17 protein-coding genes are annotated in these 20,452 nt (G+C 69.4%); 9 read left to right on the top strand and 8 right to left on the bottom strand.

The features are described from left to right. Window positions 1-331: 331 nt before the first annotated feature. The 6 genes from ACZ6DT_RS38610 (at window position 332) to ACZ6DT_RS38585 (ending at window position 6,423) form a co-directional block, all read left to right on the top strand. Window positions 332-862, top strand: a complete 531-nt coding sequence (locus tag ACZ6DT_RS38610) for a (2Fe-2S)-binding protein (protein ID WP_465604523.1) — start codon at window positions 332-334, stop codon at window positions 860-862. Then, a complete protein-coding gene (locus tag ACZ6DT_RS38605; protein WP_465604520.1) occupies window positions 862-3,300 on the top strand; it encodes a xanthine dehydrogenase family protein molybdopterin-binding subunit in 2,439 nt (812 codons plus the stop codon). The genes ACZ6DT_RS38610 and ACZ6DT_RS38605 overlap by 1 nt, the downstream gene beginning before the upstream one ends. Next, complete coding sequence (locus ACZ6DT_RS38600) at window positions 3,297-4,151, top strand: FAD binding domain-containing protein (protein ID WP_465604518.1); 855 nt, start codon at window positions 3,297-3,299, stop codon at window positions 4,149-4,151. Before ACZ6DT_RS38605 ends, ACZ6DT_RS38600 begins: the two co-directional genes overlap by 4 nt. 176 nt (window positions 4,152-4,327) lie before the next feature. Further along, window positions 4,328-4,975, top strand: a complete 648-nt coding sequence (locus ACZ6DT_RS38595; RefSeq protein ID WP_465604515.1) for an SRPBCC family protein — start codon at window positions 4,328-4,330, stop codon at window positions 4,973-4,975. A gap of 27 nt (window positions 4,976-5,002) precedes the next feature. Further along, window positions 5,003-6,061 (top strand): NAD(P)-binding domain-containing protein, encoded by a 1,059-nt coding sequence (locus ACZ6DT_RS38590; RefSeq protein WP_465604512.1) that lies wholly within the window; start codon window positions 5,003-5,005, stop codon window positions 6,059-6,061. 8 nt (window positions 6,062-6,069) lie between these two features. Next, window positions 6,070-6,423: a hypothetical protein gene (locus tag ACZ6DT_RS38585; protein WP_465604509.1), complete on the top strand. Its 354-nt coding sequence runs from the start codon at window positions 6,070-6,072 to the stop codon at window positions 6,421-6,423. Here ACZ6DT_RS38585 and iolD read toward each other — a convergent pair. Genes iolD through ACZ6DT_RS38550 form a run of 7 tightly spaced genes read right to left on the bottom strand, consistent with a single transcriptional unit; the run spans window position 6,420 to window position 13,803 of the window. Further along, a complete protein-coding gene (gene iolD, locus ACZ6DT_RS38580; RefSeq protein WP_465604506.1) occupies window positions 6,420-8,264 on the bottom strand; it encodes a 3D-(3,5/4)-trihydroxycyclohexane-1,2-dione acylhydrolase (decyclizing) in 1,845 nt (614 codons plus the stop codon). The two genes, ACZ6DT_RS38585 and iolD, sit on opposite strands and share 4 nt — an antisense overlap. Beyond that, window positions 8,261-9,151 carry a 5-deoxy-glucuronate isomerase gene (iolB, locus tag ACZ6DT_RS38575; RefSeq protein ID WP_465604503.1) on the bottom strand — a complete coding sequence of 297 codons (891 nt, stop codon included), beginning with the start codon at window positions 9,149-9,151 and terminating at the stop codon, window positions 8,261-8,263. The genes iolD and iolB overlap by 4 nt, the downstream gene beginning before the upstream one ends. Continuing rightward, window positions 9,148-10,080 carry a 5-dehydro-2-deoxygluconokinase gene (gene iolC, locus ACZ6DT_RS38570; protein WP_465604500.1) on the bottom strand — a complete coding sequence of 311 codons (933 nt, stop codon included), beginning with the start codon at window positions 10,078-10,080 and terminating at the stop codon, window positions 9,148-9,150. Before iolC ends, iolB begins: the two co-directional genes overlap by 4 nt. Next, window positions 10,077-10,862 (bottom strand): ATP-binding cassette domain-containing protein, encoded by a 786-nt coding sequence (locus ACZ6DT_RS38565; RefSeq protein WP_465604497.1) that lies wholly within the window; start codon window positions 10,860-10,862, stop codon window positions 10,077-10,079. Before ACZ6DT_RS38565 ends, iolC begins: the two co-directional genes overlap by 4 nt. Then, window positions 10,859-11,893 (bottom strand): ABC transporter permease, encoded by a 1,035-nt coding sequence (locus tag ACZ6DT_RS38560; RefSeq protein ID WP_465604494.1) that lies wholly within the window; start codon window positions 11,891-11,893, stop codon window positions 10,859-10,861. Before ACZ6DT_RS38560 ends, ACZ6DT_RS38565 begins: the two co-directional genes overlap by 4 nt. Beyond that, entirely contained in the window at window positions 11,890-12,879 is a 990-nt protein-coding gene (locus tag ACZ6DT_RS38555) for a sugar ABC transporter substrate-binding protein (protein WP_465604491.1), read from the bottom strand. Before ACZ6DT_RS38555 ends, ACZ6DT_RS38560 begins: the two co-directional genes overlap by 4 nt. A gap of 24 nt (window positions 12,880-12,903) precedes the next feature. Next, on the bottom strand, window positions 12,904-13,803 hold the full coding sequence (locus ACZ6DT_RS38550) for a sugar phosphate isomerase/epimerase family protein (protein WP_465604488.1): 900 nt from the start codon (window positions 13,801-13,803) through the stop codon (window positions 12,904-12,906). A 111-nt stretch (window positions 13,804-13,914) separates the two neighbouring features. Between ACZ6DT_RS38550 and ACZ6DT_RS38545 the strand changes: the two genes are divergently transcribed. The 3 genes from ACZ6DT_RS38545 (at window position 13,915) to ACZ6DT_RS38535 (ending at window position 17,096) form a co-directional block, all read left to right on the top strand. Then, complete coding sequence (locus ACZ6DT_RS38545; RefSeq protein WP_465604485.1) at window positions 13,915-14,994, top strand: LacI family DNA-binding transcriptional regulator; 1,080 nt, start codon at window positions 13,915-13,917, stop codon at window positions 14,992-14,994. Continuing rightward, window positions 14,924-15,925 (top strand): Gfo/Idh/MocA family protein, encoded by a 1,002-nt coding sequence (locus ACZ6DT_RS38540; RefSeq protein ID WP_465604483.1) that lies wholly within the window; start codon window positions 14,924-14,926, stop codon window positions 15,923-15,925. The genes ACZ6DT_RS38545 and ACZ6DT_RS38540 overlap by 71 nt, the downstream gene beginning before the upstream one ends. Before the next feature lie 634 nt (window positions 15,926-16,559). Then, window positions 16,560-17,096 carry a hypothetical protein gene (locus tag ACZ6DT_RS38535; RefSeq protein ID WP_465604480.1) on the top strand — a complete coding sequence of 179 codons (537 nt, stop codon included), beginning with the start codon at window positions 16,560-16,562 and terminating at the stop codon, window positions 17,094-17,096. Here the strand turns inward: ACZ6DT_RS38535 and ACZ6DT_RS38530 are convergent. After that, window positions 17,093-20,071, bottom strand: coding sequence for an AfsR/SARP family transcriptional regulator (locus tag ACZ6DT_RS38530; protein ID WP_465604477.1), 2,979 nt, complete (start codon window positions 20,069-20,071; stop codon window positions 17,093-17,095). The two genes, ACZ6DT_RS38535 and ACZ6DT_RS38530, sit on opposite strands and share 4 nt — an antisense overlap. Window positions 20,072-20,452 lie beyond the last annotated feature (381 nt).

The raw sequence follows: 20,452 nt of genomic DNA, 5'->3' as shown, positions 1-20,452 counted from the left end.
AAACGAGGGGGTGGGGGGGGGGGGGGGGGGGGGGGGGGGGGGGGGTGCTTTTGGGGGCAAAAAAAAAAACCCCCCCCCCACGACCAACCGGACCGAATGGACACTTGCCGATTTTCCGTGTCCGCGGCGCTTTTCTTTCGTTTTCAACGCAGATGCGCCAGTGTCAAGGAGTGACCCCCTGGTAGGGGTTGCCCTGGCAGGACCTAAGTAGCACGCTCGACTGTGAGTCCGATCACGGTCGCTCCGGGGTCGGTCCGTGACCACCGAATGACCGGCCGCTCCCGAACGACCCCCGGATCAGCGCGGGGTTTCTCTTGCTTTTGGAGGCCTGATGCGCATCACCGTCACCGTCGACGGCACCCCCTACACAGACGACGTGGAACCCCGGACCCTGCTCGTGCACCATCTGCGCGAACGGGTCGGGAAGGTAGGCACCGTGGTCGGTTGCGACACCAGCAACTGCGGGGCCTGCACCGTCCACCTCGACGGGCACAGCGTGAAGTCCTGTTCGGTACTCGCGGTCCAGGCCGACGGCTGCGAGGTCACCACGATCGAGGGACTCGCCCGCGACGGCGAACTGCATCCGGTGCAGAAGGCCTTCCATGAGAATCACGCGCTCCAGTGCGGTTTCTGTACTCCCGGCATGATCATGCAGTCGATCGACCTGCTCGCCGACAATCCCGATCCGGACGAGAAGGCCGTCCGGGAAGGCCTCGAAGGCAACCTGTGCCGGTGCACCGGCTACCAGAACATCGTCCGCGCGGTCCGCGACGCCGCCCACCAGATGCGGCCCGGTGCCGGTCCCGAGGCCGAGCGGCTCGCCTCGGACACCGCTTCCCGCGTCGGCGCGGGTGGTGAGTGATGACCTCCACGATCGAACCGGAGGTCGGCAAGTCCCGTCGCCGCAAGGAGGACGAGCGCCTCATCACCGGCAGGACCCGCTGGACCGACAACCTGACGCTGCCCGGCATGCTGCATCTCGCGGTGCTTCGCAGCCCGTTCGCGCACGCCAAGATCGTGTCGATCGACGTCGCCGAGGCGAAGTCCGCGCCGGGTGTGGTCGCCGTGTTCACCGGGAAGGACCTCGACCCGGAGAGCGCCATCGGCATGCCGTGCGCGTGGCCGATCACCCCGGACATGAAGTCACCGAGGCGGCCCATCCTCGCTTCGGACACGGTGAACTTCGCCGGTGAGGGTGTCGCGGTGGTCGTCGCCCGCACGTCGGCCGAAGCGCATGACGTGCTCGAGGCGATCGACGTCGAGTACGACGAACTGCCGGTCGTTCTCGGGCTAGAGAACGCGCTCGCCGAGGGCGCGCCGCTGGTGCACGAGAATCTCGGTACCAACCAGAACGCGGTCTGGGTCTTCGACTCCGCCGACGCGGGCACCGGCTCCAGCGTCGAGGACGCGATCTCGAATTCCGAAGTCGTGCTCAAGCGGCGCTTCCGTCAGCAGCGGCTGGTGCCGGCGTTCATGGAACCGCGGGCGTGTGTCGTCGACCCGACGGGCAGCCAGCTGGTCATGTGGTCGGCCACCCAGGTCCCGCACATCCTCAAGACGATGACCGCGGCCACGCTCGGCCTGCCCGAGCACAAGGTGCGGGTGATCGCGCCCGACGTCGGAGGCGGGTTCGGCGGCAAGATCGCCGTGCTGCCCGAAGAGATGATGTCGACGCTGATCGCCCAGCGGCTCGGCAAACCGGTCAAGTGGACCGAATCCCGTTCGGAGACGATGGTCGCCGCGCACCACGGCCGCGACCAGATCCAGGACATCACCGTCACCGCGAACCGCGACGGCACGGTGACCGGCCTCAAGGTCGAACTGCTCGCCGACATGGGCGCGTACCTCGGTCTCGTCGGCCCCGGCGTGCCGATCCTCGGCGCGTTCATGTTCAACGCCATCTACAAGTTCCCGGCGTACCACTTCGCCTGCACCAACGTGTTCACCAACACCACGCTCACCGACGCCTACCGCGGCGCCGGGCGGCCGGAAGCCACGTTCGGCATCGAGCGGATGATGGACGAACTCGCCGTCGAGCTGGGCATGGATCCGCTGGAACTCCGCGAGAAGAACTGGATCTCCCACGAGGAGTTCCCGTTCACCACGGTGGCCGGGCTGACCTACGACTCGGGCAACTACGAGGCCGCGACCGCCAAGGCCAAGGAGCTCTTCGACTATGACGGTCTCCGCCGCGAACAGAAGGAACGGCGGGAATCGGGCGACCCGGTCCAGCTCGGCATCGGCATCTCGACGTTCACCGAAATGTGCGGTCTCGCGCCGTCGCGGGTGCTCGGCTCGCTGGACTACGCGGCGGGCGGCTGGGAGCACGCGGAGATCCGGGTGCTGCCGACCGGCAAGATCGAGGTCGTCACCGGCGCCTCCGCGCACGGCCAGGGCCACGAGACGGCGTGGAGTCAGATCGTCGCCGACAAACTCGGCATCCCGTTCGAGGACATCGAGGTCATCCACGGTGACACCCAGTCCTCGCACAAGGGCATGGACACCTACGGCTCGCGCTCGCTGGTGGTCGGCGGGATCGCGGTGGTCAAGGCGGCGGACAAGGTGCTCGCCAAGGCCAAGCCGATCGCGGCGCATCTGATGGAGTGCTCCGAGGACGACCTCGAATTCTCGGCGGGCAAGTTCTCGGTCAAGGGCACGGATGCCTCGACGTCCATCCAGGACATCGCGTGGGCCGTGTTCTCGGCGCACAACCTGCCGGACGGCGTCGAACCCTCGCTGGATTCGTCGGACACGTTCGATCCGGAGAACTTCTCCTTCCCGCACGGCACGCATCTGTGCGCGGCCGAGGTCGACACCGAGACCGGACGCGTGCGGTTGCGCTCTTATGTCTGCGTTGATGACGTCGGCGTGGCCGTCAATCCGTTGATCGTCGAAGGCCAGGTGCACGGCGGGCTCGCGCAGGGTATCGCGCAGGCGTTGTTCGAGGAGGCCATCCACGACGAAGGCGGCACGCTGACCACCGGCACGTTCGCCGACTATCTGCTCCCGTCGGCGGCGGATCTGCCCAGCTTCACCACCGACCGTACCGAAACACCCTCGACGACGAACCCGTTGGGCGCCAAGGGAGTCGGCGAGGCGGGCACGATCGCCTCGACCCCGGCGGTGGTCAACGCCGTGATCGACGCCGTCCGGCACTTCGGGGTGAACGACATCGAAATGCCGTTGACCCCGATGCGGGTCTGGCACGCCGTCCGGCACGGGTCGGCCGCCGCGGGCGGGCTGGGCTCCGAAGCCGGTGGCGGTCTCGGTTCGATCGACGCCACCGGAGGTGCCCAGTGATCCCGGCCCCGTTCGACTACGTCGCTCCGTCCACAGTGGACGAAGCGATCAGCGCCCTCACCGAAGCGGGCGAGGACGCCAAGGTGCTGGCGGGCGGGCAAAGCCTGCTGCCGGTGCTGCGGATGCGGCTCGCCACGCCGACCACGCTCGTCGACCTCGGGAAAGTCGCCGAGCTGCGTGGTGTCCGCGAGGACGGCGACGCGCTGGTCATCGGCTCGATGACCACGCATTACGACGTCCAGCGGGACGCGCTGGTCGCCGAGCACGCCGCGTTGCTCAAGGCCGCCACCGACACGGTGGCCGATCCGCAGATCCGCCATCGCGGCACGTTCGGCGGCGCCATCGCGCACGCCGATCCCGCCGGTGACCTGCTCGCCCCCGTGCTCGCCCTCGGCTGCGAACTCGTCGTCGCCGGGCCGGGCGGGCGGCGGACGGTCGCCGCGGCGGACTTCTTCCAGGACATGTTCACCACCGCGCTCGCCGCGGACGAACTCCTGGTCGAGGTCCGCGTGCCGAAGCACACCGGCTGGCGCGCCCACTACGAGAAATTCAACCGGGTCGCCCAGGCGTGGTCGATGGTCGCGGTCGCGGCCTGCGTCCGCACCGAGGCGGGCACCATCGAGGAGGCGCGGGTCGCGCTGACCAACATGGGCTCGACACCGGTGCGGGCGGCCGGGGTCGAGGAGGCGCTTGTCGGCTGCGTGGCCACCGCCGAAGCCATTCGCGGCGCGGCCGAACGCGCGGCGGAGGGTACGGATCCCACGGCCGACGGCAATTCCGATGTCGAATACCGGCAGCACCTCGCCAGGGTGCTGACCGGTCGGGCGGTTCTCGCCGCGGCAGGCGCGTAGACAGGCGACTTGTCGGCGGAGCTGAAGACAAACCCGGTTAACGGAGAGATAACGTGAACCCGCTATCGCGGTGGCAGGGCGCCTGACCCGCGAAGGTGAGCGGTTTGACCAGGCAGCGTCCTGCCGACGTCGATCGCGACCGGGTCACCTGAAATACAGAGAAGGGAGGTCGGCCCGTGCGGCTCGACCACGAATTCACCGTTCCCGCCCCGGCCGACGAGGTCTGGAAGGCCGTCATCGATCCGGAACGGGTGGCGCCGTGCATGCCCGGCGCCACCCTCACCGAAGTCGACGGGGACGCCTTCAAAGGCACGGTGAAGGTCAAGCTCGGGCCGATCTCCCTGCTCTACAAGGGAACCGGCCAGTTCGTCGAGAAGGACGCCGACGCGAAGAAGGTCGTCATCAGGGCCGCCGGAAAAGACGCTCGCGGCGCGGGCACGGCGTCGGCGACGGTGACGCTCACCCTGACCGAGAAGGACGGCGTCACCCATGGCGCGGTCGCCACGGAGCTGACGGTCACCGGTAAGCCGGCGCAATTCGGGCGCGGGATGATCTCCGAGGTCGGCGGCAAGATCCTCGACTCGTTCGCGGACTGCCTGTCCGGCAAGCTCGGCACGTCCGAGCCTGAGAAATTCCAGGAACGCCCGCCATTGCAAGCGGTCAAGCCCGTGACGGAGGGCGAAGCGATCGACCTGATGGAGTACGCGGGCGACTCCGTGGTCAACCGCGTGGCGCCGGTACTGGTGGCCCTCACCGGCGTACTCCTGGTCGTCGCGATCGTGCGGGCTGTGACGCACCGGACACAGGGACATGGAAGGAAATAGCCGGGGCCCGACACCGTTGAACCCGGTATGAAGGCGGATCACGAAGTCGACGTGGTGGTGATCGGGGCGGGGCAGGCAGGCCTGTCGGCGGCGTATCACCTGCGCCGCGCGGGATTCGCCAACAAGGCGGGTTTCGTCGTGCTCGACCACGGCAAACGCCCTGGTGGTGCGTGGCAGTACCGCTGGCCTTCGCTGGTGATGGAGAAGGTCCACGGCGTCTACGACCTTCCCGGCATGTCTTTCGGCACCCCGGATCCGAAACAGCCCGCGGCCGAGGCCGTCGCCGAGTACTTCGGCCGTTTCGAGCGCACCTACGACCTTCCGGTCCATCGCCCCGTCGACGTCCTGTCGGTGAGCGCCGAGGACGATCGGCTGGTGGTCGCGAGTGCGACCGAAAGCTGGGCCGCCCGCGCGGTGATCAGCGCGACCGGCACCTGGGACCGGCCGTTCTGGCCGTACTACCCGGGGCAGGAGACCTTCCGCGGCCGCCAGCTGCACACCGCCGACTACACCGGCGTCGGCGACTTCCGCGGCAAACGCGTCGTCGTGGTCGGCGGTGGCGCGTCGGCCGTCCAGCTGCTGCTGGAGATCGCTCCCGTCGCGCGCTCGACGCGCTGGGTGACGCGGCGTCCGCCGGTCTGGCGCGACGAGCCGTTCAGTGAGGACTGGGGCCGGGAGGCCGTCGCCAAGGTCGACCGGCGGGTCCGGGAGGGCTTGCCGCCGAAAAGCGTCGTGAGTGTGACCGATCTGGCGGTGACGCCCGAGGTGCGCGCGGGGCTCGACGCGGGCATCCTCGACCGTCACCCGATGTTCCGGCGGATCACGCCGGGCGGGGTGGAGTGGGCGGACGGTACCTTCGAACCCGCCGACATCATCCTGTGGGCCACCGGGTTCCGGGCCGCGATCGACCATTTCGCGCCGTTGCGCTTGCGCGCGTCCGGTGGCGGTATCCGGATGGACGGCACCCGGGTCGTCGCCGAACCGCGGCTGCATCTGGTCGGTTACGGCCCGTCCGCCAGCACCGTCGGCGCGAACCGGGCGGGCCGAGCGGCCGTCACCGAGATCCGGCGCCTGCTCGGACGCTGAGGGGCCAGTTGATCGTGCTCGCGGCCGGCACGGCCGAGGCGCGGGAGACCGTCCAGTCGTTGTCCGACGCGATCGGCAAGCGCACGTGGTGGGTCGGCGAAGACGGCCGCTCCGGCGCGGCGAGCAGGCTCAAACTGGTGCTGAACACCTGGGTGATCGCGCTGACCCACGGCGTCGGCGAGGTACTGGCGCTGGCCGAAGGACTCGGTGTCGACCCGTGGCACTTTCGTCGACGTCACCACCGCCTTCTCAATCGACAACGCCGAGAAGGACGCCCGGCTGGTGCTGGAAGCCGCGGCTCGCACGGGTGTCTGGATGGACGTCACCGATGCGGACAGCCTTGCCCGCATTCAGTCCTCTAAATGCGGGCGTTCAAGTACCTCACTTGCGTGGGTTTACTCTCCTCGAAGCCTTCCCGGCCCGCGAGGTGCTCCGGGACGCCGACCTCCCACCAGGCACCGGCCTCGGTCCACGAAGCCGGCTGGGTCCGCACCACGACCACCGCCGGACGGTTCTCGGCCACCGCGGCCTCCCGTGCCCTCGCGTACGCCGAGCGCACATCGTCCAAAGAGGACGCTGTGAACACCGCGCAGCCCAGTGACTCCGCATGCCGCGCGAAGTCGACCCGAGGGGGAGTGGCGTGCACGCTCCGGCAGTCGGCGAGGAAGTTGTTGAACGGTTCGCCGCCTTGCCCCTCTTGCAGACGGGCGATGACCGCGAAGCCGTCGTTGTCGCAGACCACCGCCACGAAGGGATGCCCGGCGAAGGCGGCCGAGAACAATTCGGAGTTCAGCATCAAGTACGAGCCGTCACCGAGCATCGTGGTGACCAAGCCCCCGGTGTGCGCCATCGCCGCACCCCACGCGCCCGCGAGTTCGTACCCCATGCACGAGAACCCGTATTCGACGTCCATGCTGATCGACCCCGATCCGCGCCAGCCGCCGATCAGTTCTCCGGGCATCCCGCCGGACGCGGTCATCACGTAGTCGTGCGGCTCGGAGAGGTCGTTGACCGCGCCGACGACCTGGGCGTAGGTCGGCACCTCGCCGGCGGCACCACGCAGCGTGTCGATATGCGCGTCCCATCGGCCGCGTTCCGCCGCCGCGCGCTCCGTCCATAAAGGATCGACCTGCCAGCTCTCCAGTTGCGCGGCCAGATCCGCGAGACCCGCGTCGGCGTCGCTCACGACGGCCAGCGCACCGTGCTTGACCGCGTCGAACCGGGCGGCGTTCAGGGTGATCAGCCGCACGTCGGGGGAGAACACCGTCCAGGACGCCGTGGTGAAGTCCTGCAAACGGGTGCCGACGGCGAGTACGACATCGGCTTCGGCGGCCAGGACGTTCGCCGAGGTCGATCCGGTGACACCCAGCGGACCGGCGTGCAGGGGATGGCCGTGCGGGACCAGGGTGCGCCCGGCCGTGGTTTCGGTGATCGGGACGCCGTGCCGCTCGGCGAAGGCCAGCGCACGCTCACCGGCACCGGAGTAGCGGACGCCGCCGCCCAGCACCAGCAACGGCCTCCGGGCCGCTCGCACCGCGCCGGCCGCCTCGGTGAGCGCCCGGCGATCAGGCCGGGGACGCGGCGGGCGATGGGTCACGGGTGCGAAGAGCGCGTCCGGGAAGTCGTAGGTCTCCGCTTGGACGTCTTGGGGCAGCGCCAGGGTCACCGGACCCGCGTCCGCCGGATCGGTCAGCACCCTGGCGACCTGGGGCAGCGTTGAGAGCAGTTGCTCCGGCCGGACGATCCGGTCGAAATACCGGCTCACCGCGCGGAACGCGTCGTTGACCGTGGCCGTCGGGTCGCCGAAATGCTCCACCTGCTGCAAAACGGGATCCGGCGCGCGGCTGGTGAAGGTGTCACCGGGGAGCAGCAGTACCGGCAGCCGGTTCGCGTGCGCGACCCCGGCCGCGGTGACCATGTTCAGCGCGCCGGGTCCGATCGACGACGTCACCACGCCGACCTGACGCCGATGTGTCGCCTTGGCGTAGCCGACCGCCGCGAGCGCCATGCCCTGCTCGGTCTGCCCGCGCCACAGGGGGAGTTCGTCGCGGTGCTCCTCCAGCGCGGTGCCGAGACCGAGCACGTTGCCGTGCCCGAAGATCGCGAAAACACCCGGGAACAAGGGGACTTCCCGTCCGTCCAGGGTTTCCGACCGCTGCGCGAGCAGCCAGCGCACCAGAGCCTGTGCCGTGGTCAGCTTCATGACACCCGTCCTTCGTGGCTCGTGACCGGGCAGCGTGGATCGAAGCCCTGGTCGTTCCAGGTCTCGCGGATCCAGCCGTGCGCGGGGTCGTCGCAGAACGCCATCGAACGCTCATCGGCCGGTCCGGCCAGGACGTTCAGGTAGTACATCGGGTAACCCGGCGCGGCGACACAGGGACCGTGGTAACCGCGCGGGATCAGGAAGACGTCGCCGTCCCGGACCGCGACGTCCTCGTCCAGTCCACCGTCGGAGGTGTACGTCCGATGGAGACCGAATCCTTCACGCGACGGTGTCACGCCGTCGCGGCCGGCGATGCGGAAGTAGTAGATCTCCTCGTTGACGACCTCGCATTCGGACGCCTCGTCGTGTTTGTGCGGCGGATAGGAGGACCAGTTGCCGCCGGGGGTGATCAGTTCACACGCGTTCAGCTTGTCCGCGTGGTCCCAGACGCCGGGCACGCCGAAATTGGTGACCTGCCTCGTCGCCTGCCCCGCTCCGCGCACCTCCACCGGCACGTTCTCGGCAGCCCCGTAGCGTGGTTCGAGACGACGGGTACAGCGCGCCATCGGCAGCGCGACCTCGATCCCTTCCCGGGTCGACAACTCGACTTCGGCGTCGCGTGGCACGTACGCGAAGTCCGTGACGCGGGTGAAAACGGAGTCTCGCCCCGTGAGTTCGAAGACCTGCCCGTCGACCCGGACGGTGCACGCGCCGGACAGGGGCAGGACGAACGCCTCGTACTCGCCGGTGCGCACCACCCTGGTCTCACCGACGGCCAGCGAGAGCACCCGCAGGCCGCTGTAGGTCCAGCCCGCCGAATCCGGGGTGAGCAGGACGGGATCCCGCTCGGCCGAAAGCGTCCCGAGTGGACGGTGTAGCTCGCTCACAGCAACTCCTCGATCTCGTCGGCGGTGGGCATGGCGTCGGCGCAGGCGAGCCGGGAAGCGACGAGTGCGCCCGCCGCGTTGGCATAGGTGGCGATACGCACCGGATCCCAGCCGGACAGCAGACCGTGGATCAGCGCGCCGCCGAACCCGTCCCCGGCGCCGAGTCCGCACACGACCTCGACCCGCTGGGGTGGCACGGTCCAGCGGCCTCCGGTGGTGGCCACCAGCACACCCTCCGCGCCTTTCTTGATCACCGCCAGTTCGACGCCCCGCGCCAGCATGCGGGACGCGGCCTGGTCGGGGTCGGCGGTGCCGACGGCGACCTCCGCCTCGGTGCGGTTGCCGACGGCGACCGTGACGTGGTCGAGCATCCAGCCGATCTCTTCGCGCGCCGTCTCGGTGCCGGGCCAGAACATCGGCCGGAAGTCGAGGTCCAGCACGGTGTGCGACCGGCGTCCGCGCCGCTCGAGCATCTTGCGCTGGGTGCCGCGCGCCGGTTCGACGGAGACGCCGGTTCCGGTGACCCACAGCAACGGCACCGTTTCCACGACGTCCCAAGGCACGTCGGCCTCGGTGAGCGTCAGATCCGGCGCGATGGGGGACCGGTAGAACAACAGCGGCGGATCCGCGGGCGGGTCCAGCGCGCAGAACACCACCGGAGTCTGCAACCCCGCCGACGTCCCCACGTGATCCGCGGACACGCCGAACTCCCGCAGCGCCTGCCGCACGTAGTCGCCGAAGCCGTCCGGACCGACCTTCGTCAGCACCGACGTCGAGCGGCCGAGCCGCGCGGCGGCGACCGCGACGTTGGTCGCGGTGCCGCCGAGCGATTTGGCGAAGGTGCTGACCCCGGCCAGCGGCACGCCGCTCTGTTCGGGGTAGAGGTCCACCCCGACCCGGCCGACGGTCAGTGCTTCGAGAGCGGTCATGAAGGGGACTCCACAGCTCGCAATTCGTGTTCGAGGGCTTCCAGTTCCGCGCCGCCCGCCATCTGCCGGGTCAGTTCGGCCAGGTCGATCTCGGGTTTCTCGTAGGCGCCGAGCGACGCACCCCGTTTGAGTAGCAGGAAGCGATCGGCCACGGGATACGCGTGGTGCGGGTTGTGCGTGATCAGTACGACGCCGAGCCCGCGGTCACGGGCCTGCGCGACGTACTTGAGCACGACACCGGCCTGCTTCACGCCCAACGCGGCGGTCGGCTCGTCGAGGATCAGCACTTTCGCCCCGAAGTACACGGCCCGCGCGATGGCGACGCATTGCCGCTCGCCGCCGGACAGCGTGCCGACCGGCTGCTCGACGTCGCGCAGGTCGATGCCCATGTCGGACAACGCCTTCTTGGTCGTCTCCCGGCCCTTCTTCCGGTCCAGCGCGCGGAACGGGCCGAAGCCGACCGTCGGTTCGGAACCGAGGAAGAAGTTCCGCCACACGCTCATCAGCGGTACGACCGCCAAGTCCTGGTACACCGTCGCGATGCCGCGATCGAGTGCCTCACGCGGCGAAGCGAACTTGACCGGCTCGCCCTCGACCAGGAACTCGCCGCTGTCGTGCTGGTGGACCCCGGCCAGGATCTTGATCAGGGTGGACTTGCCGGCACCGTTGTCGCCGAGTACGCAGGTCACCTCGCCCGCGTCGACCACTGTGGACACGTCGCGCAACGCGATCACGCTGCCGTAGGTCTTGCCGACTTCCTTGACCTCGAGAAGATGGCTCATCGCCGCACCCTTTCCGCGCGCCGCCGGAACGCGTTGTTGACCAGGACCGCGGAGAGCAGCATGACCCCGAGGAACAGCATGAACCAGTCGCTGTCCCAGCGGGCGAACACGATGCCCTGCCTCGCCATCCCGAAGATCAGCGCGCCGATCGCGGCGCCGATCGCCGAACCGAACCCGCCGGTCAGCAGGCAGCCGCCGATCACGGCCGCGATGATGTACTGGAACTCCAGCCCGATGCCCTGGTTCGCCTGGACGCTCGCGAACCGCAGGATGTTGATCGAGCCGACCAGCCACGCGGCGAGCGCGGTGGTCATGAACAGCACGATCTTGGTGCGCACCACCGGGACCCCGACCGCGCGCGAACTCTGCGCGGAACCGCCGACGGCGAAGATCCAGTTGCCGAACCGGGTCCGGACCAGCAGCCAGGCCGCCAGCACGGCGAACCCGACCCACCACACGATGGAGATCTGGAACGCCGTCCCGCCGATGTCCATTGTGGACGCGAAGACGAAACCGGCGGACTCGTAGCCGTCGGCCGACCGCATCCCGGACACCTGGACGGTGCCGGTGACCAGGCGGGTCACACCGAGGTTGAGCCCTTGCAGTGCCAGGAAGGTGCCCAGGGTGACGATGAAACTGGGCAGGCCGGTGCGCATAACCAGCCAGCCGTTGAACGCGCCGACCGCGAGGGCGAAGACCAGCGACGCGAGCAGCGCGAGCCAGACGTTCCAGCCCGCCTGCGTCGCCAGTGTCGCGGTGACGAGCGCGGTGGACGCGGTCATCACGCCGGCCGAGAGGTCGAACTCACCGCCGATCATCAGCAGGGACACGGCGACCGCCATGATGCCGAGTGTCGAGGCGTCGTCCAGCCAGGTCGCCACGCCGCTGCCGCTGAAGAACTGGTCGGTGACGAGGGTGAAGAACAGGAAGACGACGACGGCGCCGAGCAGCGCGCCGATCTCGGGGCGGACGACCAGCCTGTCGAGCAGCCGGGGTTTCGCGATCCGTTCGTCGAGTGTGGTGGTTGTCATCGCGTGCCCCTTTGCACGTACCGGCCGACTGTGTCCACAGTGGATTTGTCGACCAGGTCGGGTCCGGTGAGCACCGGCTTCCCGCCGCCGACGACGTTCGCGTTGTCCCGGTAGAGCTTGAGGAACTGCACCGGGAGATAGCCCTGCTCGTACTGCTGCTGATCGACCGCGAACACCACGTCGCCCGCCTTGATCGCGCCGACCACGTCGGTGTTCAGATCGAAGGTGCCGACCTGGGCCGTCGAGCCGACCGCCTTGATCGCGCTTACCGCCCGCGCGGCGACCTGCGAGTTCAACGTCAGAACGGCGTCGAGCGAGGAGTCGGTCTGCACCGCGCCCCTGATCCGGGATTCGGCGTCGGTGGGGTTGCTGATGTCGACCTGCAGGGTCTGCACGTCGCCCGCGAAGCCGGTCTTGGCGCCGTCGCACCGCTGGGCCTGCCCCACATTGCCCGCTTCGTGGACCACGCAGAGCAGCTTCTTCTTGCCGAGTTCCCGGAACTTCTTCCCGGCTTCCTCGCCGGCGATGGTCTCGTTCTGCCCGACATGAGAGAGCGCGCCGTAGCCCGCGCTCTTGTCCTCGCCGGAGTTGATGGTGATGACCGGGATCCCGGCGCGGACAGCGTTCTCGATCGAGGTCTTGAGCGCCTCCGGATTCGCCATCGACACCACCAGCCCGCCGACCCGCTGGGCGACCGCGTTGTCGATCAGCTTGGCCTGGTTGCCGGGATCTCCGTCGGAGTTGTACTCGACCTGGACGTCGAGTTGCCTGCCCGCCTCCTCGGCGCCGTTCTTGACCACGTTCCAGAACGCGTCACCCGCCGTGCCGTGCGAGATGACCGCGACCCGCAGCGCCCCGCTCGGCTGTGTCGTCGTGACCGGGCCCGCGCCCTCGGCGGGTTTCTCCTCGGCCTTCGGCCCGGTGCACGCGGACAGGAGCACCAGCCCCGCCACGACCACCAGTGCCGCTTTCAAGCGATGGGACATCGTCGTCTCTCCTCGCTTCTTCCGTTACCTGGCAGCCGGGAGCCGGCTGACGATTCCGTCGAGATGCGCCAGGCTCCTGGCCACATCCCGCTTCGGCAGATCCTCCGGGCTCCCCTCGCTCAGCGCGGTGTCCTGTTCGAGCACGTACCACCCGTCGTAGCCCGCCTCGTGGACGGACCTGACCATCGTTTCGATGTCGACGTCCCCGTCGCCGAGCGGGACATACAGACCTTTGCCCACCGCTTCGGTATAGGGAAGCCTCCCGGCGCGGACGTCTTCGGCGAGTTCGCCGCGCACGTCCTTGAGATGCAGGTGCCCGACCCGTTCGGGGTACCGCTCGGCCAGTGCCACCGGATCGGCCCCGCCGATGAGGAGGTGCCCGGTGTCCAGGCACAGCGGGAGAGCGGAATCGGCGAGGAAGCGCTCGACCTCTTCCCCGGTCTCCGCGTGCGTCCCGACGTGCGGGTGCAACACGGTGCGAAGTCCGTGGCGCGCGGCGATTTCCCCGATCACGCCGGAGGTCTCGACGAGGGTCGCCCATTCGGCGTCGCTCAGCTTCGGCCGGTCGTCATAGCTGTCGAGACCGGTGGCGGCGGCGAGCACGAGTACGTCGCCACCGCAGGCGGCGAAGAGCGCCGCGGACTCCTCGGCCGCCGCCAGCGCGGCTTCGGGGTTCTCGTGCAGTACGACGGCGAGGAACCCGCCGACCAGGTCGAGCTCGTACCCACCGAGCAGCCCGCGCAGCTCGGCCGGGTCTCGCGGCAGATATCCGGGCGGGCCGAGTTCGGTGGCGCGCACTCCCAGCTCCGCCATCTCGCCCAGTACGGTCCCCGCGTCGAGTACGCGGCCCCAGTCGGGGACTTCGCACACGCCCCAGGAGATCGGGGCTGCGGCGATGCGGATCCGGGATGTCGTCACGGTCATCGGGCGGCCTCCTGGAAGTTCGGGGGATCGGGATTAGAGCGCTCTATTGATTAGAGCGCTCTAATCATGTAGCGTTCGTCACAGTAAAGTCAAGGGCGGGGGGAGAGTGAAATGGCGCGACCGACGATGGAGGACGTCGCCGCGAAAGCGGGGGTGTCCCGTGCGCTCGTGTCACTGGTGATGCGCAACGCGCCGAACGTGTCAGACGAACGGCGGACACGCGTGCTGTGCGCGGCGCACGAACTGGGATACGAACCGCACGCGATGGCCAGGTCGCTGGCGAGTCGGACGTCGACCGTCCTCGGCGTGATGGTCTCCGATCTCCGCAACGCGTTCTTCGCCGACGTCGTCGAGGGGCTCGACGCGGCGGCCGAAGCGGCCGGATTCCATTTGATTCTCAACGCCGGCGGCCGCAGTCCCGCGCGTGAGCGGGCCGCGTTGAAGAGCCTGTTGTCCTTCCGTCCGGCCGGGGTGATCCTGCTGTCGCCGGTGGTACCCGCGTCGGCGATCGAGGAAGCGGCCGCGCAAGGACCCGTCGTCCTGGTGTCGCGAACTTCGCGCGCGCCGGGCGTGGACACGGTGAACGACGACGGGGAAGCGGGTTCCGCGCTCGCCGTCGATCATCTGGTTTCCTTGGGGCACCGGAGGATCGCTCACCTGGACGGTGGTCTGGCGGCCGGTGCGGCGGCCCGGCGCCGGGGCTATCAGCAGGCCATGCGGCGGCACCGGCTGCATCCGATCATCGTGCGCAGCGAGCATACCGACACGGCCGGGGAGAAGGCCGTGCACGAACTGCTCGGCGACCCGCCGCGGGGTGGACTGCCGACGGCATTGGTAGCGGGCAACGACTTCAACGCCGTCGGCGTGATCTCCGCGCTGGAAGAGGCCGGCCTGCGGGTTCCCGAAGACGTTTCCGTGGTCGGCTACGACAATACCTCGCTCGCCGCGTTGCGCCATCTTTCACTGACCACTGTGGACCAGCCGCGCACCGAAATGGGGCGGCTGGCCGTCGATGCACTGCTCGAACGAGTCCGGGGCGAACGTGCCGAACCGGTCCGGCATCTACTGCACCCGTCGCTGGTGGTCCGTTCGACCACCGCCGCTCCAGAAAGGCAACCACATGAGGTTGGGACTCGCCGGCGCCGGCCGGATCGGCACTTCGCACGCCGAAACCTTGAAGAGCTTCGATGAGGTCTCGTCCCTGGTCGTCGCCGACGTGGACGCCGCCCGTGCCCAGGCGACCGCGGCCGGACTCGGTGTCGAAGCGGCGACGGACATCCCCTCGCTTTTCGCGTCCTCCTTGGACGGTCTGGTGATCGCCGCGGCCACGGACGCCCATCCGGAGCTGATCCTCAAGGCCGTCGACGCGGGGATCCCGGTGTTCTGCGAGAAGCCGGTCGCCGCCGACATCCCCGGCACGCTCGCGGTGATCGACAGGATTTCCGGTTCGGACGTGCCGGTGCAGATCGGTTTCCAGCGCAGGTTCGACGCGGGCTACGCGGCCGCGAAGGCGGCGGTGGCTTCGGGCGAGCTCGGCTGGCTGCACACCTTGCGCGCGACCACGCTCGACCCGGCACCGCCGCCCGCCGAATACGTCGCGCACTCCGGCGGTCTGTTCCGTGACTGCGGGGTGCACGACTTCGACGTCGTCCGGTTCGTCAGCGGCCGCGAGGTCGTCGAGGTCTACGCAGTCGGGACGAACAAGGGCGAGCGATTCTTCGCCGACGCAGGTGACGTCGACACCGCGGCCGCGACCCTGACACTGGACGACGGAACGCTGGCGGTGGTTTCGTTGACGCGCTACAACGGCGCGGGTTACGACGTCCGGCTCGAAGTGCTCGGCTCCGCGGGCAACGTCGTGGTGGGCTTGGACGACCGCGCGCCGCTGACCTCGGTCGAACCCGGTGTCCAGCCGTTGCCCGGCCCGGCCTACCCCGGCTTCATGGAACGGTTCCGCCCCGCGTACATCAGGGAACTGAAAGCGTTCCTCGACGTCGCCGCCGGTCGCGCGCCGAGCCCGTGCGGCGCGGCGGACGCGCTGGAGGCGTTCTACATCGCAGAGGCGTGCGAACTGTCCCGCCGTGAACGCCGCCCGGTTCGCGTGGACGAAGCCCGCGTCTGAAGTGGTGTTCCCACGACAGGCGTGAGGTGAAGGGCCCCTTCCCTACTCTCAAGTTAGGTAAGGAGTCCTTCACGGACCTGCGACCCTGACCTACTCGCCGTAGGTACCTAGAACACGGTTGGCCCTGACGAGCCAACACTCACGAAGGCTTGCCGCCGGTACATGAAGGACCCCTTCCTTGCGCCTAGGTACAGGAAGGGGGCCTTCATGTACTGGGGAAGATGCGAATGCCGAGTTTCCTCGGCTGAGCCGAGGGAAGGAGTCCTTCACGCGCTGTCGCCGTGGCTGGTGGTGCTGCTGGGGCTCAAGGTGGTGTTCCGAGTCAGGTGAGGGGAACTTTGAGGGACTCTGGGTCCCTCAAGGGGGCCTTCAACGGCACGCCCTCCGGGATCACCAGCCGTACCCGAATACTCACGACCGTCCGATGGGCATGTCGCGAGCCACTTTCGGGACATCCAGCGTCGCGAAAGTGGCTTTCGCGGCACATCGCAGGCCCGACCACGCCACTCCGGGCCGCTGGCGCGGGAAGGCAGTTTGCTGCCAAACACCGGACACCATGAGCCACCGTTCGCTACGGTGACCGCGAACCACGACAGGTGGCAGATTCGTGTCGCCGGACGCGCGAGGAGTGCGGATGCAGCCCGATCCACCGCAGCCCGGTTTCCCTCAGTACGGTCAGCCGCCGGGCGGACCCGCTCCGTGGAGTGGTCGGCAGAACCCGCCGCCCAAGCCGAGGGCGAACGCCGTGGCGGCGACGATCGCCGGCATCCTGGCACTGCTCGCTGTCGGCATGCTCATCTGGTTCACGTTCTACAACGTCGTCGTCGCCACGGAGGCGAACGGCCGCTGGTCGGGTATCACGGTGCAGAACATGGTCACCGGCGTCGTCTCCGCCGTAGTACTGGTGGTCGCGGCGGGATTCACGTTCGCCCGCAGGATTCCCGGCGTGTGGACGCTGTTCGGGCTTTGCGTGTTCTACGTGGTGGCGGTCTTCGTGGGGGCGCCCCTCGTGTGGGGCACGCCGTTCGGAGCTCAGGTCAGGTGGCTCCTCAGCTTCGACGACAGCGACAGCACCGCGATGGCGCTGACGATCTTCCTGGCCATCCTGACGGCGATCACGGCGGCGATCGCCGCCGGCGTGAAGTCGTACGACACCAAGACACGCGTCTAAAGCTCGTCCAAGATCAACTTCACGTGTTCCTCGACGAGCCGGTAGCCCGAGCGCACGGCGAGCTCCTGTGCCAGCTCGCCGTGCGTCCGGGCTTCCGTGAGCTTCCCCAGTCGCAGCAGGGTTTCCGCGAGTCCGGTCCGGGCGGCGGCCTCGCACCAGAAGAAGCTGGTCGTCCGCGCGATCGACAACGCGAGCCGATAGTGCTCGGCGGCCTCCTCGGGCAAGCCGAGCCGCAGGCAGACCTCGCCGAGTCCGACGAGTGTCCAGGCCTCGGTGCCCCGGTCGCCGATCTTGCGCGTCAACTCGACGGCTTCGAGCGCGTCCGTGCGGTTCTGCTCGCCCGGGTCACGCCTGCTTTCGAGTACGGCCCTGCCGGACAGCGCGGTCGCTTCGCCGTAGGGGTAACCCAGTTCGCGGTTGGCCGCGACGGCGCGGGTGTAGAAGTCGTAGGCGTCGTCGAGGAGACCGAGGTCGCGGTGCACGTTGCCGAGGTCGACCAGCAGCACCGCGACACTGAACCGGGCGCCGTCCCGTTCGGCGACTTTCAGCGCGCGGGTGAAGTTGACGAGTGCGTCGTTGAGCTGACCTGTCTGCCAATACGGGAAACCGAGGTTCGCCAGCGCCATCGAGACGGCGGGCATGTTCAGTTCTTCGCACAGCCGCAGCGATTCCAGCCCGCAGCGGATCGCCTCCTGCGGATCGCCGAGGCGCTGGTGCACCGCGCTCAGGTTGTTGAGCACGGCCGCGCGGCCGGCGTCCCAGCCGTCGAGGAGGTCTCCGCGCAAGGCGCTGGTGAGGTGCTCGCGTGCTTCGTCGTAGCGGCCGCTGTTGACGCAGGCGAGCGCGATGCTCAGATGCATCGCCGCCTGCGCCTGCCCGGCCCCGCCGCGGCGGGCGGCCTTGAGCGCGGTCGATGCCGTGTCGATCCATTCCGCGTGATGACCGCGCTGGTGGAAGAAGGCGCGGAGCGCGTCGGCGAGATGCCAGGAGAACTCGGGCGGGCCGTGTACGGCACTGTGCTCGACGGCTGCGGCGAGGTTCGGCCACTCGGCGTCCAGCCACGCCAGCGCCTCTTCGGTGTCGGCGAAGGATTTGTCCACCGGTTGGTCGCGTGGCAGGCGCAGGAAGTGCGGGATGAGGGTGCGGCCCGCGGCGTCGGCGGTGGTCAGGTAGCTTTCGAAGAGCCGCCTCGCCGCGGCGTCGCGTTCGGGTTTCGTGTCCTCCGCCAGCGTGCGGCCCGCCGCGAAACTGCGGAGAAGGTCGTGGAACCGGTAGCGCCCAGGGGTGTAGCGCTCGACGAGATGCGCCGCCGCGAGCGCCTTGAGCTGCTGGTTCGCCTTCGAGTGCGGGACGCCGGTCAGCGCCTGCGCGGCGGGGGCGGTGAACGTCTGGCCAGGGACGAGCGCGAGCCGGCGGAACAGCTGCCGGTGCTCCTCGGGAAGTGCCCGGTAGGAGACGCCGAACGCCGTGGTCACGGCACTTTCCTCGGCACCGTCGACGGTCAGCTCCGCCAGCGGGTCACCACCGGCGAGCTCGCGGGCGAGTTCGGCGATCTCGGGTTCGCCGCTCGCGCCGAGGTTGGCCGCCGCGATCCGCAGGGCGAGCGGGAGATGCCCGCACAGCCGCGCCAGTTCCGCCGCCGCGACGGCCTCGGCGGCGACGGTTTCACTGCCGAGCACGGCTTCCAGGAGATGCCGCGCGTCTTCGGCCGGCAGCACGGACAGCGGGAGCGCGCGGGCGCCGGTGCGGGCGATGAGGTCGCCGAGCCGCTGGCGGCTGGTGACCAGGACGGTGCCGGACGGCGGCAGCAGCGGCAGTACCTGGCCGGTGTCGCGCACGTTGTCGAGGACGAGAAGCACTCGTTTGTCGGCGAGGTGGGACCTGAGCAGCGCGGCCCGCGTGTCGGTGTCCGGCGGGATGGCCTTGGGCGCGGTGCCGAGTGCTTGCAGGAGTCGGGTGAGCGCGACGGCCGGGGTGAGCGGTTCGTGGTCGGGGTCGAAGCCGCGCAGGTCGAGGTACAGCTGACCGTCGGGGAACGCGTCGCGGACGCGGTGGGCCCAGCGGACCGCGAGCGCGGTCTTGCCGACACCGGCGGTCCCGCTGATCACCCAGATGTCGGTGCCGTCGACCGGGTGACTGGCCGCCTCGTCGAGCCGCTCCAGCTCGGCCGCCCGCCCGGCGAAACCCCGGACGTCGTGCGGCAGCTGCGCCGGGCGGACCGGCCCGGGCCCGGTCGCGGTTTCGAGGGCGGGATCGGCGCCGAGGATCGCGGTTTCCAGCCGCCGCAGCTCCGGGGACGGATCGAGGCCCAGTTCGGTACCGAGCCGGTCTCTCAAGGCGCGGAAAGCCTCGAGGGCGTCATCGGTGCGGCCTTCGCGGTGCAGCGCGAGCATGAGCTGTCCGACGAACCGCTGTCGCAGGGGATGCGCGGCGACCAGTTCGGTCAGTTCCGCGAGGACCTGCCTGCCGCGGCCGAGCCGCAGCTGCGCTTCGGCCCGATCCTCCAGTGCCGTCCAGCGTTCCTCGTTGATGCCGCCGCGAAGTCGCTGGGCGACCTCGCCGCTCACGACATCGGACAACGCCTCGCCGCGCCACAGACCGAGCGCCTCGTCCAGGAGCTCGACGGCGGTTTCGTCGTCGGCGTCGCGGGCTTGCGCGGTCAGCTCGGTGAAGCGGTGCAGATCGACCTGGCGCGGGTCGACCTTGAGCAGGTACCGGGTCCCCTCGGAGACGATCTCCGGACCGCCCGCGCCGCGGAACACCGCGCGCAGCCTGGACACCAGCGCTTGAACGGTGTTCCGCGCACTGGCGGGCGGTTCCTCGGGCCAGAGCAGGTCGATGATCCGGTCGCGCGGTACCGGCTTGCCCGCCCCCAGCAGCAGAACCGCCAGCACGAGCCGTTGTTTGGGCGAGCCGAGATCGACCGGTTCGCCACCGGCCCACGCCTCGACGGCGCCGAGGACGCGGAACTCCACCCAGCCACCTCCGCTCACCCTCGTCAGAGCCTGCAAGCGTAGTGCAAGCGCCCTGCATCCGGCCCGCGTGATCCTTGGCGAGTGTCCACCGAGGACCCGTCGCCGGAACCGTGCCCAACCAACAAGACGGGCAGGACCCCCCAATCGGTTCCGGTACGACGGTGGGCACCTACACCTTGCACAGGCACCGTCTTCCGATGGCGGTGGGGGCTTGGGGGTAGTGCCAGCTCGACGTCTTCCCCCATGTCGTCGAACTGGCGCTTCTTCTTGACTGGGGCTGGGGTTCGGGGGGGGGGGGGGGGGGGGGGGGGGGGGGGGGGGGGGGGGGGGGGGGGGGGGGGGGGGGGGGGGGGGGGGGGGGGGGGGGGGGGGGAGGGGGGG

The organism is Amycolatopsis sp. NPDC041971 (genome assembly GCF_055588925.1).
Note: the sequence above shows the minus strand (reverse complement) of the source record. Positions and strands in the feature narration are given on the sequence as shown.